This window comes from Pseudomonas sessilinigenes, assembly GCF_003850565.1.
In the GTDB taxonomy this organism is placed as follows: domain Bacteria; phylum Pseudomonadota; class Gammaproteobacteria; order Pseudomonadales; family Pseudomonadaceae; genus Aquipseudomonas; species Aquipseudomonas sessilinigenes.
In genome coordinates, this window is the sequence record NZ_CP027706.1 from 4,516,902 (window position 1) to 4,531,738 (window position 14,837).

Below are 14,837 nucleotides of genomic sequence, written 5' to 3' on the forward strand. Positions count from 1 at the left end.
CCATGAGCAACCGGAAGACCTTGCGCGTGCTGTTCTGCATGGGCATCAACCAGAACTTCTTCGATGCGCCGCGCGAAGAGCAGCTCCAGGTATGGGCGGCCTTCAGCGCGATGTGGAACGGTATCCACGATCTGCCTGGAGTGAAGGTACTGGGCAACATGGATGACGACCAGGGCATGGTCGGGCCGTCCGACGGTTATCCCTGGACCACCTACCTGTTGGCCGATGTCCCGGATATCGAGACCGTGCACGACGCCTGCAACCTGTTTCGCACCACCTCAGTGGGCCAGGGACCCTACAAGCTGTGGCGCTACGCCAAAGTCGAGGCGCGAATCGGTCGCGAGTTGGTGATCCAGCGTGCCTGAAGTCCCCCGAGCCCCTCTACAACGAGAATGCCCAGCCTTCGACGCTGGCAAGGAGTACGCCGTGAACAACCTGATTCCAGCCGTCAACCTGGCGCTCGATCCTGCCGGGTTGGTGCAGGACGACCGCGTCCATACCTCCATGTACACCGATCCGGCGTTGTTCGATGCCGAACTGGAAAAGATCTTCTACAGCACCTGGGTCTGGGTCGCCCATGAAAGCGAAATTCCGGACGCCGGCAGCTACAAGAGCACCTACATCGGCAAGCAACCAGTGATCGTGGTGCGGGATCGCAAGCAGGCCATTCACGTCCTGCTCAATCGCTGCCGGCATCGCGGGGCCACGGTCTGTGAACACAAGAAGGGCAAGACCAACAGCTTCGTCTGCCCCTATCACGGCTGGGGTTATGCCCTTGATGGCTCACTGCGGGGCATTCCTCAGCCAGAGAGCTATGGCGAATGCCTGGACAAGTCCGAACTACCGCTGGTCAGCCTACGGGTGGAGAGTTATGCCGGCATGGTCTTCGCCACTTTCAAGGATGGCATTGAGCCGCTGGAGGACTTCCTCGGTGCGGCGAAGAAATGGATGGACCTGTTCATGAAGCAAGGTGCCGGCTATGGCATCAAGGTACCCGGTGAGCATCGTTTCCGTTTTCCCGGCAACTGGAAAATCCAGCTGGAAAACACTACCGACGCCTATCACTTCCCCCTGGTGCACAAGAGTTTTTTGTCCTCGGTCGACGAGCAGACCCTGAAACTGTTCGACTTCGCCGAAGGCCCGGGCTACGTCGAGGACCTGGGCAACGGGCACAGCGTGATGGTGATGATTCCCGATTTGGTGGATCTGGAGGCCGACCTCGACAAACCCATCCCCGAGCGCTTCGCGGGCCTGGCCGCCGAGCTGCGTGACGAGGGCATCGACGAACCCCAGGTGCGCCGCATCGTTCGAGCCGTGGGCGGCTCGGGTTTCAACCTCAACCTGTTTCCCAACATTGCCTGCTCGATGGCTTTTTTCCGGGTGCTGCAGCCGATCTCGGTGACCGAGACCGAGATCCACCATGCCGTGATCACCATGGACGGTGGACCGGCCTCGGCCAACCGTTATCGCCTGCGCCTGCATGAGCACTTCCAGGGGCCGCTGGGCTTCGGCACTCCGGACGACTCCGAAGCCTGGGAGCGTGTGCAGAAGGGCGCCAGCGCCGGCGAAGACCTGTGGATCATGCTCAACCGTGGCCTGCCGGGCGAGAGACCCAGCGCCGATGGCCTGGTTTCGGACGTGAGCGCCGAGACCGGTATGCGCGCTGCCTACCGGCAATGGAAAAAACTGATGTCGGCCTGAACCTGGAGAACCCCATGAATCTGCAACTGCTGCAAGAAGTGAGCGCTTTCATCTGGCAGGAAGGCGACATGCTCGACCATGGCGAATACGAAGCCTGGCTGGCGCAATGGACGGAAAAAGGCACCTACATCATTCCGATCAGGCCCGGGGAAGGCGACTACGAGAACAGCCTCAACTATGCCTATGACGACCACCACATGCGCGGCCTGCGGGTGCAGCGCCTGGTCGGCGGCGAGTCGATCTCCACCAGCCCGCGGCCACGCACGGTGCGCACGCTTTCGCGCTTTCGGGTGCTTGACGATGACGGCGACCAGGTCACGGTGCGCTGTGCGCAGAACCTGCGGGAGTTCCGCAAGGACACGCTCAAGCACTACAGCGCCGACCTGACCTACACCCTGGTCAGGGCCGAGGGCGGATGGCGCATCCAGCGCAAGGTGATCAGCCTGATCAACAGCGACGATACTCTCGCCGGTATCGGCTACATCCTTTGAGGAGTCGACCATGAACCAAGTCGCATTGGTAACCGGTGCAGGCCAGGGGCTGGGCCAGCGCACCTGCGCGCGCCTGTTGGCGGCGGGCTTCGATGTGGTGGTCAGCGACCGCGACCTGGAACTCGCCAAGGCTAGCGTCGCAAAGTTGCAAGGGGCGGGCGGACGGCTGCTGGCACTTGAGCTGGATGTCGGCAGCAAGGCCGACTTCCAGCGGGGCCTGGCCCGGGTGCTGGAGCATTTTGGCGCCTTGCAGGTGGTGGTCAACAACGCCGCCGTGACCAGGACCACACCACTGATGCAGATCAGCCCCGAGGAGTTCGATGCCGTGGTTGGGCTCAACCTGCGCAGCGTGTTCCTCGGTTGCCAGGTGTTCGGTGCGTACCTGGCCGAGGCCGGCTACGGCCGGATCATCAACATGGCTTCCCTGGCCGGGCAGAACGGCGGTACCGCCACGGGCGCGCATTACGCGGCTAGCAAGGGCGCGATCATTACCTTGACCAAGATCTTCGCCAAGGAATTCGCCGCCCGTGGGGTCACCGTCAACGCCATTGCCCCAGGGCCCATCGATTCGCCGGCGGTGCACGCGGCGATTCCGGCCGAACGCATCGCCGGCCTGCTGGCTGGTGTCCCGGTGCAGCGCCTGGGGGATGCGGACTTCGTCGGCGACCTGATCGCGCAGTTGGCGCGGCCCGAGGCCTACTTCACCACTGGCGCCACCTGGGACGTGAACGGCGGCCTGTTCATGCGTTGATTTTCCGGGGCGCCAGTTCGCCTTGTCGTGATGAGGAATGCGGTCATGAATGAACAGTTACTGAAGGTCGTCGTGCGTAAGCGCGAGATCCAGGGGCACGATGTAGTCGTCCTCGACCTGGGACGTGTCGATGGTGCGGCGTTGCCGGCATTCGAGGCGGGTGCCCATGTCGATATCCATATCGCTCCCGGCCTGGTGCGCCAGTATTCGCTGTGCGGCGATCCGGCCGATGGCGCGGTGTATCGCCTGGGGATACTGAAGGACCCGGCTTCCCGGGGTGGTTCGCAAGGCGTGCACGAAATTCTGCTCGAGGGACGCGAAGTGCAGATCAGCGTGCCGCGCAACTTGTTCCCGCTGGCACCGGGTGCCGGGCGCAGTGTCCTGCTGGGGGGCGGGATCGGCATCACGCCGATGATTGCCATGGCCCACACCCTTTATCTACAAGGAGCCGACTTTGAACTGCACTACTGCGGTCGCTCGCGCAGCCGCAGTGCCTTCCTCGCGGAACTGGCCAGCGCGCCGTTCGCCGATCGCGTACAGACTCATTTCGATGACGAGGGCCTGGAGCAGCGCCTGGATCTGACGCGGGTGCTGGGGCCTGGCGCGGTCGGCACCCACCTGTATGTCTGTGGCCCGGCGGGCTTCATGGATTGGGTGATCGCTGGTGCCCAGGGGCAGGGTTATACCGAGGACCATATCCACAAGGAGTATTTCCAGGTGGAAGTGGATACCCGTGGCGAGGGCTTCGAGGTGGTCGCTGCCCGCAGCAACAAGAGTGTCCGGGTGGCTGCCGGTCAGAGCATCCTCGATGCCTTGGTCCAAGTGGGGATCAAGATCGAGATTTCCTGTGAGCAGGGGGTATGCGGAACCTGCTTGTGCGAGGTGCTCGAAGGCGAGCCCGATCACCGCGATGTGTACCTGACCGATGAAGAAAAAGCCGCCAACGACCAGATCCTGGTGTGCTGTTCACGGGCTCGATCGAAAAAACTGGTGCTGGATATCTGAGGGCAATGACCATGGTAGAGATCAACCAATTTCGCAATGCGATGGCCCTGCTCGGTGGTGCGGTGACCGTCATCACCACCGATGGTCCTGCTGGCCGCTTCGGCTTCACGGCATCGGCGGTATGCAGTGTGACCGACGTACCACCCACCTTGCTGGTATGCATGAACCGTTCTTCGTACTCCAATGCCCAGTTCAAGGCCAACGGCGCGTTGTGCGTGAATGTCCTGGGCGGTGCCCACCAGGCACTGTCGGGGGCTTTCGCTAACAAAGCACTGAGCATGGAGGAGCGCTTTGCCGCCACCGACTGGACGGTGCTGGAAAGCGGCGCGCCGGTGATGCAGGAGGCCCTGGTGAACTTCGATTGCCTTATCGCCCAAGTGCACGAGGTGGGGTCCCACAGCATTTTCTACTGTCAGATCCAGGGCATCCGTCACGGTGCCGGAGATGATGGACTGGTGTACTTCAACCGGGCTTATCACCGGGTGTGCGAGGCGTCCAAGGCCTGCTGAGTCTTGGGTGCGTTGTGCGCTGACGGTAGCTACAGGCTCTCCAGATTGTGGAACACCACTTCCAGCATCTGGTTCAGCCGCTGCACCTGGGCCTGGGTCAGGCCCTTGAAGCTGCGCTGGAACAACTCGTGGGTGATGTCCTGCATGCGTTCGACGGCGCGCTGGCCGGTCTCGGTGATGCGTACCTGGGTGACGCGACCATCCTCAGGGCTGGGAGCGGTGTCCACCAGGCCATCGTCCTTCATGCGGTAGACGATCTTGGTGATAGTCGACAGCTTGGCGATGGCATGAGTGGAAATCTCGGAAATGCTCGATTCGCCGTTTTCCTTGAGGATCCACAACACGCGCCAGCGCGGCACGTCGAGATCGACCTTCTTGAGCAGGCGTTCCATGTTCTGGGTATAGCGGCCATGGGTCCGGGCCAGCCAGTAGAAAGGGAAGTCTTCCTTGCGAAAGTCGCTGCTGGCAGGGTCGTGGTGGAGCTGACCGGTGTTCTTCGAGTTGCTCATCGATTCGCTGCTTGTCCGTGGAGGGTCACGCCATCATAGCCAGTTCGAGGTTCTGCGCCATATGGCGCGAACAGCCTGGTATAGGGCTGGGGAATGCGACGATTTTACTGGAATATTCAGTTGATTGTTCAACTAGTTGTCAGGCGATCCTGTGGCTAAGGGGCTGCAGGCCGATCCTGAAAAAAGGGGGGTGAAAATGACCATCATAGTTGAGTCACTGGACCTGGGCGGCAGCGGCCCCCGGGTCATGCTCAAGGACACCATCGATGTCGCCGGCACCGCCACCCGTGCATCCAGCCGGGCTCTGGAGCAGGCGCCGCTGGCCGAGCAGCATGCCGAAGTAGTCAATCACCTGTTGGCCGCTGGCGCTCGCCTGACCGCCAAGGTGAGCCTGCATGAATTGGCGTTTGGTACCACTGGCATCAACCGCTACTTAGGGACGGCGGCCAATCCGCGGTTCCCGGGGCGTATCCCCGGCGGCTCTTCCAGCGGTTCGGCCGCCGCAGTGGCCGCCGGCCTGGCAGATTTCAGCCTGGGCACTGATACCGGTGGCTCGATTCGGGTCCCGGCCTGTTGTTGCGGGGTATTCGGCCTCAAGCCGACCTTCGGCCGGGTCAGCCGCCACGGCGTGATGCCGGCGCGCAGCAGCCTGGATTGTGTCGGCCCTTTGGCCGCGAGCCTACCCATGCTGATTCGCGCCATGGGCATGATCGATCCGACGTTCGCCGCCGCCCAGGTACCCTTCCAGGCCCGGGTCGGGGTATTGCCCGTTCCTGCTGCGCCGGCGATCCTCGAGGTGGTCCAGCATACGCTGGTGGCCAGCGGCCTGACCCTGCTAGATGTCGAGCTCGAGTATTTCACCGCGGCCTATGATGCCGGCCTGGTGGTTATCAATCGCGAGACCTTCGAAGGCTGTGGCCATCTGTTGGCCAGTGGCCAGGTGGGCACGGACGTTGCCGACCGACTGGCTGTCGCGGGTCAGACCAGCGATCACGCTCTCGCCGAGGCCGAGGAGGTGCGTCGGCGCTTTACCGCCGAGGTCGACCAGGCGTTGGCTAGCTGCGATGTGCTGGCACTGCCGACCATGCCCGACTTTCCCTTGCGCGTGGAGGAGGCCGCCGATACCCGGGCGGTGCTGGGCATGACTTCGTTGGTACGGCCATTCAACCTGTCCGGGCATCCGGCGCTGAGCATTCCGTTGGGCAGCGCGCAAGGCTTGCCGGTGGGCTTGCAATTGGTGGCGGCCAAGGGCGCGGACGCCAAGCTGCTAGCGGTGGCGCAGCGCCTGTTGCTCGGCATCCATGACGCCAGTGGGCTTTGATCCTGCTGCGTTGCATTCCTGGTACTGATTACGAGGTCAACATGCCTGATATTTCCCAGTTGCAGGCCCGGCTGCAGTTCTTCGAAAACCAGCAGGCGATCAGGGCCTGCATCAATCGCTACATGACGTTGTGCGACAGCCTCGATGCCGATACCCCCCTGGATGAGCTGGCTGGCCTGTTCACCCGTGAGGCGGTCTGGGAAGGCAAGGGTGTCCGGTACGCCACAAGCTTCGGTGGTTACCGTGGTCGCGAGGCAATCCGCGCAATGTTCGCCACCTATATGAGGACCCCGGCGCACTTTGCCTTGAACGCACATTTCCTGGCCAGTGAGGTCATTGAGGTGGAGGGTGATGAGGGGCGTGGTAGCTGGATGATGTTGCAAGCCAGTACCTTCGCCGAGGGCGCCTCGCACTTGAATGCAGCCAGGTTGACGGTGTGCTTCGCCCTGGAGGAGGGGCATTGGCGGATCGCTCACTTCCAGACCGAGAATCTGTTCAGCCGGCCGACGACGGCCTGGAACGACGATGCGCCGCTGCCGGTTCCGGTGCAGGCTGGATAGTCTTTTTTCGGTAGCTCCATTTCCAGTTGCTACCCATGAGTCAGCCCAGGGGCGTGTCGATGCCGAGCATGGCGGCATGTCGGAAGTCCCTGGCGCTGCAACCGAAGCGTGCCTTGAACACTCGGCTGAAATAGGTCATGTCGGTGAAACCCGAGCGATAGGCCAACGTGCTGATCAAGGCGCCTTGCTGAGAGTGGCTGCGTAGCTGGTCGGCACAGGCTTGCAGGCGGGTACTGAGCAGGAAGCGCCCGAATGAGGTCCGCTCATCCTGGAACAGGCTGTTGATGTAGCGCGACGTGACGCCGAAGGCACCAGCGACACCGGCCAGGGACAGATCGCTGTCCGCGAGGTTGGCCCTGACATGATTCTTGATGCGATAGAGCAGGGACGTACGTCGCGCGGAGGGCTGGACGATCCCCTTGCCGCGTTCGGCCAGGACCGTGGCCAGTAGGTCCAGGCCCTGATGGGTCAACCGGCGCCTGGTTTCGACATCGATGCTGTCATCGATCCCGGCCAAACCGGTCAGGTAGTCGAAGGCCAATCGGGCCACTGGGTCTTTTCGTGACAGCGACAGGGCGGTCAATTGCTTGATGTTACTGATGCGCTCGCGCAGGGCCTGATAGGGAATTTGCAGTACGGTCTGGCGAAAGTCCCCGCAGAAACGCAGCTCATAAGGCTGGCGAGTGTCGTAGATCGCGAAGTCCCCTTGTTCCAGGAAGGCCTCGCGACCGTCCTGGATAACCTGCGAGTGCCCCTCCTGTGCCAGGTTGATCAGCACATATTCATCCGGGCTGCGTGCAATGCAATGTTGATTGCGACGCACCTGCTGGCTGCTGGCGCGAATATCGACCACGGTCAGTCCATCCAGATCATGGGCTTGCAACTGCCCATCGAAATCCACCCCCGCACCAATCTGGCACTCCAGCGGCACGAAGGTCGCGCACACCACTTCCTGCCAGAAGGCTTGGCGCTCATGGGGCCTGATATCGCCGGTATCGAATCGAGTGAGCATGGCTTGATGTCACGCGGCAAGGGAGAACTTGGAGCTGGAATGCAATTCGAAGGCCAAAAATGGCAGTTCCCTCGCAGTCAAGCATTGCTTCCCTGAGGTCCTAATACTGCACTTGGGGCGGCGCTTAACCTCTGGCCATCACTCAATGGAGGTCAAGCCTCATGCAAGCGAAGATCAAGGTTGCCTGTGTCCAGGCGGCCCCGGTTTTTCTCGATCTGCAAGGTACGGTGGACAAGACCCTGGCGCTGATCGAGGAAGCGGCCAGCCAGGGTGCTCGGCTCATCGCCTTTCCAGAAACCTGGATCCCCGGCTATCCCTGGTTCCTGTGGTTGCAGGCGCCGGCCCACTACATGCCGCTGGTGCAGCGCTACCACCAGAACTCCCTGGTACTGGACAGCGAGCAGGCCAGACGGATCAGCGCAGCGGCGCGCCAGCACGCCATCCACGTGGTGCTGGGCTACAGCGAGCGTGATCACGGCTCGCTCTACATCGGCCAATGGTTGATCGATGATCAGGGACACACTCTCGGTATCCGGCGCAAGCTCAAGGCCACCCATGTGGAGCGGGTGCTGTTCGGGGAAAGCGATGGTTCCTCCCTGGCCACCTTCGACAGCCAACTGGGCAAGCTGGGGGCGTTGTGCTGCTGGGAGCACCTGCAACCACTCAGCCGTTATGCGATGTACGCCCAGCACGAGCAGATTCATGTCGCCGCCTGGCCGAGCTTTAGCCTCTATCGGCGTGGCACCGCGGCACTGGGGCCGGAGGTCAACCTGGCGGCTTCCCGGCTGTACGCCGCCGAAGGCCAGTGTTTCGTGCTGGCGTCCTGCGCCGTGGTGACCCCGGACATGCTCGACCTGCTCTGCGCCACCGACGAGCAGCGCGCGCTGCTGGAAGCGGGTGGTGGTCATGCACGAATCTTCGGCCCCGACGGTGCGGACCTGGCGAGTCCCCTGGGCGAGCATGAAGAAGGCATTCTGTATGCGACGCTGGATCCGGCCGCGCTCGTCGGCGCCAAGCTCGCGGCCGATCCGGTGGGGCATTACTCGCGGCCCGATGTGACCCGGCTGCTGTTCAACCGCAATGCCTATACCCCCGTGGTGGAGTGTGACGCCAGCACCCTTGGCGAGGTTCTGGGTCAGGCAGCGGAGGAAGTCTTGTGAGTATCGAATCGGCTATTCCCGAGCACCTGGTGTGCCCGCGCCTTGAACCGGTCAGTACCCCGCGCGATTACCAGGCACCGTTTCCGGCCTGGACCGCTCGTTTCACCCCCCTGGTGAAGCAGGTGGTGATGGCCTGTTTTGGCGTCCAGGCTCCTACGATCCTGGGGTTGGAGAGCCTGGCACCGTATACCAAGCGGTTTGCCCTGGCGGATGGACCGTTGTACTGGGACCCGGCGCAATGCCAGGACGCAACGGGCGCGCATAACCTGGTGGCCATCGCCTATTGGGCCGATGTGGCCGCTTTCGAGCGTTGGCGGAGCAACAGCGGATTCGATCAGTGGTGGCAGGCGCCGGAGCGGGAGACCGAGGCCATTGGCCGGTTCGTCGAGATCGTGACACCGGGCCAGGAATGGTTCGAGACGCTGTTTTCTTCGCCAGATGGCGTCGAGGGTATTGCCCATCTCGCCAGTGGAATGAGTGGTGTGGTCCGTGAGCACGGCTATTGGGGCAGCGCCCGGGATCGGCTGCCTCGGGCCCAGGTGGACAAGTTGCTCGGGGAGTGTGGCGAAGTGCCGTCAGCGGTCGAGGCCGGCGCTCGGGTTCGGGTGCCAGGACGAGAGAACCTGTGCCTGATCCGCTCCGGCCAGGATTGGTCGGCCACCTCGCAGCAGGAGCGGGAGCTCTACGTGAGCGATATCCAGCCGGTGTTGCGTGCCGGGATGGATTTCCTGAGGGACGAGGGGCGCAGCATCGGCTGTCGCAGCTGCCGTCTGATGCAGGTGCTGGATGCCTGCTCCGGTGCCCCGCTGGAGAAGAGCTTCGGGCTTGTGCATTTCGAGGACCTGGCCCGGCTCGAAACCTGGGCCAGGTCCCATCCGACACACCTCGCCATCTTCGGACGCTTCATGCGCTACACCCAGGCGCTCGATTTCCAGATCGCGTTGCGGCTGTACCACGAGGTGGCAGTCATTCCTGCCAGCGCCCAGTGGTTCGAGTACATCAACTGCCATGGCCAGACAGGCCTGCTACGTGGCTGAACTTCGGGCGGGAGCGCGCTATGAAAAAGTCCATTGCGGCGGGGTTCTGCCTGCCATTCGCCTTCGTTGACGCGACCTGCGCCCTGGAGACCGCGCCAGGCGATTATGAGCCGGTGCCTGCCGGCAAGACGGCCTTGTTGATGTACTACCAGCATGCCCGGAGCGCGTCGTTCTACCGTTCTGGTCATCGAGTTTCGGACGATTTCCGCCTGCGCTCCGACATGGGCCTGCTGCGCCTGGTGCAGTCGGTGCCGTTGAGCGACGGGCTCTATTGGGAGCCCCAGGCGATCCTGCCTTTCGGCCACTTGCGTACAGGGGGCGATGCCCGGGTACTGGGGAATGAGTCGGGGGTGGGGGACTTGAACCTGGGGTCGGTGGTCAAGATCCGCCTGCCCACCCGCCATGGCGACATGCTGGGCCTGGGGGTGTTTGTCCAGGCGCCCACCGGGAGCTACGACCGGGACGATGCCCTGAACCTGGGGGAAAATCGCTGGCGCCTGGTGCTGCAAGGCGCCTACGTGCATCACTTCGATGAGCGCTGGTCGCTGGATACGGTGGCCGATGTCAGCGGGTTCAGCCGCAATGATGACTTCGGTCCGAACGGCTCGACGCAGAGGCAGAAGGCCCGTTACGAATACCAGACTTTCCTGCGCTACCAGTGGGCACCGGCCACCAGCCTGGGCATAGGCGGCGGATATGTCACGGGGGCGCGTAGCTCGGTGGCCGGTGATGACCAGGGCGATGAGCTCAGGACCTCCTATGCACGCCTGACCCTGACTCACTTTCTGGTGCCTGACGTGCAGGTCCAGGTGCAATTGGGTCGCGACATGGCGGTGGAGCAAGGCTTCAAGGAACGCGGGCGGCTGAATCTGCGGTTGGTGAAGCTGTTCTGATGCCGGGTGTCGCTTTGTCTGAAACCAGAAGAGTTATTGACTGTTCGTCTTGTTTTCGGTGAAGAAGCGAAGGGGAAAATCGATACCGCTCGGTTCACCCCACGGGTTCCGACCTCAATGGGCCTGTCTTCGATAGTACCTGCCAGACGCTGGGGAGTAATCATGTACCTGTCGCCTTCGCGAGTCCTGAACAGGTTGCGCGTGTCTGGTGGCAATGGTTGCGATGTCGGCCTGCTTCTTCGCCAACCAGGCTTCTGCCGCCCTGGACCTTGATCCCTTGAGCAATGGCTAGAGCGGTTGTTCCTATATCGACAGCGGCAATGGCATCCGTACTGTAACTGTCACTATCGACCGGAAAGCGGCCAGGGGGCACGACCTTTGATGTCTCCACCGCCCAGACCGCCAAGGGCGGTATCTACAGCAACACCCTGACTTTCACCATCATCGCCAAGCCCCAGAGCGGCCATCTACTGGGCCGGCAACAGGAAGCGTGCGAGCACCGGCAGGTGGTCGGAGATGCGCAGGGTGTCGTCCTGGCGGACCCGGGACTCGACCCGCTTCAGGCGCGGGCTGTGGAACAGGTAGTCGACGGTACGATCCGGGCCGTCGAGAGTGGGATCGTTGGGGTAGTGGGTCAACCAGTGCGCGCGATCGATGCCACTGGCCTGGGGATTGCTGGGAATCATCGGGTATTTGTCCCACAGCAGGTGTAGCGGGCTGTCGGCGCTGTAGGGCGCGCGCTGGTTTTCATCCAGGCGCCGGTATTGGCCCAGGGGGAGCAGGTTGAAGTCGCCACCGATCAGCCACGGCGTGCCGCGGCCCTCCAGCTTGTCCAGTACCTTGGCAATGGCCGCGACCTGCCTTGGCTGGGTGTCGCCAGGGTGTTCGGCACGCTCCAGGTGCGTATTGAGCACGGCCATTTGCCCGCCGTCGCTCAGGGGGAGGTAGCTCAGCAGCATGGCATCCCTGGGTTGGAACTGGCGGCTGATGAAGTTGCTGGCCGGTAGCGGCAATTGCAGGCGCTCGGCGTGTTCGATCTGGTAGCGGCTGAGCGTTGCCAGCTTTCGGCCGACGCTGCCGAAGATGTGCGGGGAGGGGACGAAGTCGGCCTTCCAGTCATAGGCCTGGGTGCTGCAGGGATAGAGGTCGGCGAGACGCTCCTGCAGGAGCTTGAGCTGGTCCTGGTAGGCACTGGCCTTGGCGTTGTCATCCACTTCCTGGAGCAGGACCAGGTCCGGTTGTTCGTCGCGAATGATCCGGGCGACTTCATCCAGGCTGAAGGCCATGTCTTCCTGGGTCGGGCGCTCATCCTCGCCGTGGGCCTGGTCGTTCCAGAACACGTAGCGCTTGCCCGCCAGGTATTGCAGGTTCCAGGTCATCACCTTCAGCGCCTGCCCCGGTACCAGCGGCGCAGCCTTGGCGCTGCAGGATACCGCCAGGGTCTCCTTGGCCTCGGGACGCCAGGTCAGGCTGTAGATCAGGCTGGCCAGCACCAGGCTGATCAGCAGCAGGCTCAACAGGGTGATGCGCAATAGACGGGTCATCGGCTCGGCTTATGGCGTTGCAGGATGGGGTCCGAGCATAACCGAGTGCGCAGCCGTCCCCCAAGGGGTAGAGCGGCGCGCCGGGGCTTCAGTGTTTGTCCGGTTGCTGGCTGATCAGCATGAACAGGCGAAACAGCACCACGCTTGTGAATAGCTGGAGGAAGCTGTAGGCGCTGTCGAGCGTCAGCGATAGCAGCGGCGTCGGGTCTGGATAGGCGGCCTCGCTCATGCCCTTGAGCAGCCAGAGCGGGGTCATCACGCACAGGATGCACGCCAGGATGCGCAGGAAATGCCCGCGGCTCAGGCGAAAGCTTTCGGTGATGGCATTCAGCGGCGATGCCCCCTTGAGTACCAGCAGGTACTCGGCGAAGGCCAGGACCACCATCAGCCACAGGCCCGGCAGGAAATACAGCGACAGCCCCAGCAGGATCAGCAGGGTGCTGACCGCCGTCAGCAGGGCGAAGCGTGGCCACAGGCTCAGGCTCATGGCTAGCAGGTCACGGGTACGTGGCGATTCGCCACGGGTACGGGCATCGAGGAGCAGGATCAGCGCGCCGGTGTACAGCGGATACACCAGCAGGCCGACGATCACGCTGTATCCGGGAAAGGCATTCGGGCCCAGGATCTGTCCCACGCCTTGCTGCAACAAGGCCTCGAATATCACCAGGGGCAGGCACAACTGGGCAATGCGCCCCAGGTTGCGTCGAAAGAAATACAGGGAGTCACGCAGGACATCTAACGGATTCATCGATGGGGTCGCAGTGGCGAAGCGGTTGGACACTTTAACCGATCACGCCCCCTGCGGAGCAAACGTAAACCTTGCGTAAAGACCATTGAAAGTCTGCGCGCCAGCCCCATAACTGGTGCGTAACGCCGTCTCATCCGGCGGTAGAGCGGATTTTTACCGGCAATCTAAAGAGGTCGCCATGAATAACGAAGAGCAAACCCTGATCGATGGACTGTTTTCACGGTTGCAGCAAGCCGAAACGGATTCAGCCCCGCGTGATGCCCAGGCCGAGGCGCGGATCAAGGAGCATCTGACCCGCCAGCCTGCGGCCGGGTATTTCATGACCCAGGCGATCCTGGTGCAGGAGGCTGCCCTCAAGAGCCTCGATGAACAGAACAAGCAATTGACCCAGCAGGTACAGCAACTGCAGGCCGACTTGCAGCAGGCCAAGTCCCAGGCAGCCCCGGCCCCCGCATCCAGCGGTGGCTTCCTGTCGAGTATCTTCGGGGGCTCCCGCGAGTCGCAGCCGGCCCCGGCGCCGGCCGCGAACCCGGCACCCGCCTCCGGTGGCGGCTGGCGCGAGCCGCCACGGCCAGGCTTTGGTGCACCCCAGCAGAACTTCGGTGCACCCCAGCAAGGGTTCGGCGCTGCGCCCCAGCAGAACTATGCCCCGCAACAGGCGCCAGCAGCGGGCAGCAGTTTCCTCGGGGGGGCGCTGAAAACCGCAGCGGGCGTCGCCGGCGGCGTGATGCTGGCCCAAGGTATCAGCAGCCTGTTCCACAGCAACCAGCAGCCTCAGGAAGTCGTCGAGGTCATCAAGGAAGAGCCGGCACCGGCCAGTGACAACAGCGGCTGGGGCAACGATGAGCAGCGTTATGCCAACAACGACTCCTGGGGTGGCAACGACCAGGGCGGCTTCAGCGACGCGGGCTACGACAACGACGACAGCTCGTTCTTCTCCGACGACGATTCCTTCGTCTAATCCATCATCGACCTGGGGCGCAGACCCGCCCCGGGCCGATAATTCGCGGAACAATCCCTGGCGCTGGCATACTGGGCCACTTTTGCGGCCCTGAGTGCCGATCGAGCTCCCACGCTGCTGTGCCATGAGGATTAGCGGTGAAAAAAATCGCTGTGTTCGCCGATGTCCAGAATCTCTACTACACCGTGCGCCAGGCTTATGGTTGCCACTTCAACTACGCCGCCCTGTGGGCGGATGTCAGCAAGCAGGGGCAGATCGTCCAGGCCTATGCCTATGCCATCGATCGTGGTGACAGCAAGCAGCAGCAGTTCCAGCAGATCCTGCGCAACCTGGGCTTCACGGTAAAACTCAAACCCTATATCCAGCGCAGCGACGGCTCGGCCAAAGGCGATTGGGACGTGGGCATCACCATCGACATCATGGACGCCGCTGCGCAGGTGGATGAAGTGGTGCTGGCTTCCGGTGATGGCGATTTCGACCTGTTGCTCGAGCGCATCATCCACAAGCACGGTGTCAGTGCGGTGGCCTATGGGGTGCCTGGATTGACGGCCAACTCGCTGATTCGTGCCGCCACTCGCTATGTGCCGATCGAAGGCACCTTGCTGCTCAAAAGCTGAAAACAGATTCATACGGAG

17 protein-coding genes are annotated in these 14,837 nt (G+C 62.6%); 13 read left to right on the forward strand and 4 right to left on the reverse strand.

Annotated elements, in window-relative coordinates; translation table 11 throughout:
- The first annotated feature begins 2 nt into the window (after positions 1-2).
- The 6 genes from C4K39_RS20925 to C4K39_RS20950 all read left to right on the forward strand — a co-directional run bounded on the left by C4K39_RS20925 (position 3) and on the right by C4K39_RS20950 (position 4,457).
- Positions 3-365: an IacB protein gene (locus tag C4K39_RS20925; RefSeq protein WP_124347305.1), complete on the forward strand. Its 363-nt coding sequence runs from the start codon at positions 3-5 to the stop codon at positions 363-365.
- A gap of 61 nt (positions 366-426) precedes the next feature.
- A complete protein-coding gene (locus C4K39_RS20930; protein WP_124347306.1) occupies positions 427-1,701 on the forward strand; it encodes an aromatic ring-hydroxylating oxygenase subunit alpha in 1,275 nt (424 codons plus the stop codon).
- Between the two features lie 14 nt (positions 1,702-1,715).
- Positions 1,716-2,192 (forward strand): aromatic-ring-hydroxylating dioxygenase subunit beta, encoded by a 477-nt coding sequence (locus C4K39_RS20935; protein ID WP_124347307.1) that lies wholly within the window; start codon positions 1,716-1,718, stop codon positions 2,190-2,192.
- 10 nt (positions 2,193-2,202) lie between these two features.
- A complete protein-coding gene (locus tag C4K39_RS20940) occupies positions 2,203-2,943 on the forward strand; it encodes an SDR family NAD(P)-dependent oxidoreductase (protein WP_124347308.1) in 741 nt (246 codons plus the stop codon).
- Positions 2,944-2,988: 45 nt separating this feature from the next.
- On the forward strand, positions 2,989-3,948 hold the full coding sequence (locus tag C4K39_RS20945) for a PDR/VanB family oxidoreductase (RefSeq protein WP_124347309.1): 960 nt from the start codon (positions 2,989-2,991) through the stop codon (positions 3,946-3,948).
- Positions 3,949-3,959: 11 nt separating this feature from the next.
- A complete protein-coding gene (locus C4K39_RS20950; RefSeq protein ID WP_124348380.1) occupies positions 3,960-4,457 on the forward strand; it encodes a flavin reductase in 498 nt (165 codons plus the stop codon).
- A gap of 29 nt (positions 4,458-4,486) precedes the next feature.
- Here the strand turns inward: C4K39_RS20950 and C4K39_RS20955 are convergent, their stop codons facing one another.
- On the reverse strand, positions 4,487-4,966 hold the full coding sequence (locus tag C4K39_RS20955; protein ID WP_124347310.1) for a MarR family winged helix-turn-helix transcriptional regulator: 480 nt from the start codon (positions 4,964-4,966) through the stop codon (positions 4,487-4,489).
- 196 nt (positions 4,967-5,162) lie between these two features.
- Here C4K39_RS20955 and C4K39_RS20960 point away from each other — a divergent pair, with 196 nt between their 5' ends.
- Complete coding sequence (locus C4K39_RS20960; RefSeq protein WP_124347311.1) at positions 5,163-6,287, forward strand: amidase; 1,125 nt, start codon at positions 5,163-5,165, stop codon at positions 6,285-6,287.
- A gap of 41 nt (positions 6,288-6,328) precedes the next feature.
- A complete protein-coding gene (locus tag C4K39_RS20965; protein WP_124347312.1) occupies positions 6,329-6,847 on the forward strand; it encodes a nuclear transport factor 2 family protein in 519 nt (172 codons plus the stop codon).
- A 40-nt stretch (positions 6,848-6,887) separates the two neighbouring features.
- Here C4K39_RS20965 and C4K39_RS20970 read toward each other — a convergent pair whose 3' ends face one another.
- Complete coding sequence (locus C4K39_RS20970) at positions 6,888-7,859, reverse strand: AraC-like ligand-binding domain-containing protein (RefSeq protein WP_124347313.1); 972 nt, start codon at positions 7,857-7,859, stop codon at positions 6,888-6,890.
- Positions 7,860-8,020: 161 nt separating this feature from the next.
- Here C4K39_RS20970 and C4K39_RS20975 point away from each other — a divergent pair, with 161 nt between their 5' ends.
- From C4K39_RS20975 to C4K39_RS20985, 3 genes are read left to right on the forward strand one after another with little or no spacing between them, the layout of a single operon-like run.
- On the forward strand, positions 8,021-9,019 hold the full coding sequence (locus C4K39_RS20975) for a nitrilase (RefSeq protein WP_124347314.1): 999 nt from the start codon (positions 8,021-8,023) through the stop codon (positions 9,017-9,019).
- Entirely contained in the window at positions 9,016-10,056 is a 1,041-nt protein-coding gene (locus C4K39_RS20980; RefSeq protein ID WP_225926544.1) for a phenylacetaldoxime dehydratase family protein, read from the forward strand. Before C4K39_RS20975 ends, C4K39_RS20980 begins: the two co-directional genes overlap by 4 nt.
- Positions 10,057-10,076: 20 nt before the next feature.
- A complete protein-coding gene (locus tag C4K39_RS20985; RefSeq protein ID WP_124347315.1) occupies positions 10,077-10,949 on the forward strand; it encodes a transporter in 873 nt (290 codons plus the stop codon).
- A gap of 467 nt (positions 10,950-11,416) precedes the next feature.
- On the opposite strand, the gene C4K39_RS20990 is transcribed toward C4K39_RS20985, so the two are convergent.
- Together C4K39_RS20990 and C4K39_RS20995 are read right to left on the reverse strand one after the other, a co-directional pair.
- Positions 11,417-12,493 (reverse strand): endonuclease/exonuclease/phosphatase family protein, encoded by a 1,077-nt coding sequence (locus C4K39_RS20990; RefSeq protein ID WP_124347316.1) that lies wholly within the window; start codon positions 12,491-12,493, stop codon positions 11,417-11,419.
- Positions 12,494-12,581: 88 nt separating this feature from the next.
- Positions 12,582-13,241: a YciC family protein gene (locus C4K39_RS20995; protein ID WP_068576322.1), complete on the reverse strand. Its 660-nt coding sequence runs from the start codon at positions 13,239-13,241 to the stop codon at positions 12,582-12,584.
- A 178-nt stretch (positions 13,242-13,419) separates the two neighbouring features.
- Here C4K39_RS20995 and C4K39_RS21000 point away from each other — a divergent pair, with 178 nt between their 5' ends.
- Together C4K39_RS21000 and C4K39_RS21005 are read left to right on the forward strand one after the other, a co-directional pair.
- A complete protein-coding gene (locus C4K39_RS21000) occupies positions 13,420-14,202 on the forward strand; it encodes a DUF2076 domain-containing protein (RefSeq protein ID WP_124347317.1) in 783 nt (260 codons plus the stop codon).
- Positions 14,203-14,339: 137 nt separating this feature from the next.
- Positions 14,340-14,819: a LabA-like NYN domain-containing protein gene (locus tag C4K39_RS21005; protein WP_068576326.1), complete on the forward strand. Its 480-nt coding sequence runs from the start codon at positions 14,340-14,342 to the stop codon at positions 14,817-14,819.
- Positions 14,820-14,837: the final 18 nt, after the last annotated feature.

Coding starts and splice junctions, on each gene's coding strand:
- C4K39_RS20935 (WP_124347307.1), top strand. CDS start 1,716: ATGAATCTGCAACTGCTGCAAGAAGTGAGCGCTTTCATCTGGCAGGAA.
- C4K39_RS20955 (WP_124347310.1), bottom strand. CDS start 4,966: ATGAGCAACTCGAAGAACACCGGTCAGCTCCACCACGACCCTGCCAGC.
- C4K39_RS20965 (WP_124347312.1), top strand. CDS start 6,329: ATGCCTGATATTTCCCAGTTGCAGGCCCGGCTGCAGTTCTTCGAAAAC.
- C4K39_RS20940 (WP_124347308.1), top strand. CDS start 2,203: ATGAACCAAGTCGCATTGGTAACCGGTGCAGGCCAGGGGCTGGGCCAG.
- C4K39_RS20995 (WP_068576322.1), bottom strand. CDS start 13,241: ATGAATCCGTTAGATGTCCTGCGTGACTCCCTGTATTTCTTTCGACGC.
- C4K39_RS20945 (WP_124347309.1), top strand. CDS start 2,989: ATGAATGAACAGTTACTGAAGGTCGTCGTGCGTAAGCGCGAGATCCAG.
- C4K39_RS20970 (WP_124347313.1), bottom strand. CDS start 7,859: ATGCTCACTCGATTCGATACCGGCGATATCAGGCCCCATGAGCGCCAA.
- C4K39_RS20960 (WP_124347311.1), top strand. CDS start 5,163: ATGACCATCATAGTTGAGTCACTGGACCTGGGCGGCAGCGGCCCCCGG.
- C4K39_RS20985 (WP_124347315.1), top strand. CDS start 10,077: ATGAAAAAGTCCATTGCGGCGGGGTTCTGCCTGCCATTCGCCTTCGTT.
- C4K39_RS20925 (WP_124347305.1), top strand. CDS start 3: ATGAGCAACCGGAAGACCTTGCGCGTGCTGTTCTGCATGGGCATCAAC.
- C4K39_RS20975 (WP_124347314.1), top strand. CDS start 8,021: ATGCAAGCGAAGATCAAGGTTGCCTGTGTCCAGGCGGCCCCGGTTTTT.
- C4K39_RS20990 (WP_124347316.1), bottom strand. CDS start 12,493: ATGACCCGTCTATTGCGCATCACCCTGTTGAGCCTGCTGCTGATCAGC.
- C4K39_RS21000 (WP_124347317.1), top strand. CDS start 13,420: ATGAATAACGAAGAGCAAACCCTGATCGATGGACTGTTTTCACGGTTG.
- C4K39_RS20950 (WP_124348380.1), top strand. CDS start 3,960: ATGGTAGAGATCAACCAATTTCGCAATGCGATGGCCCTGCTCGGTGGT.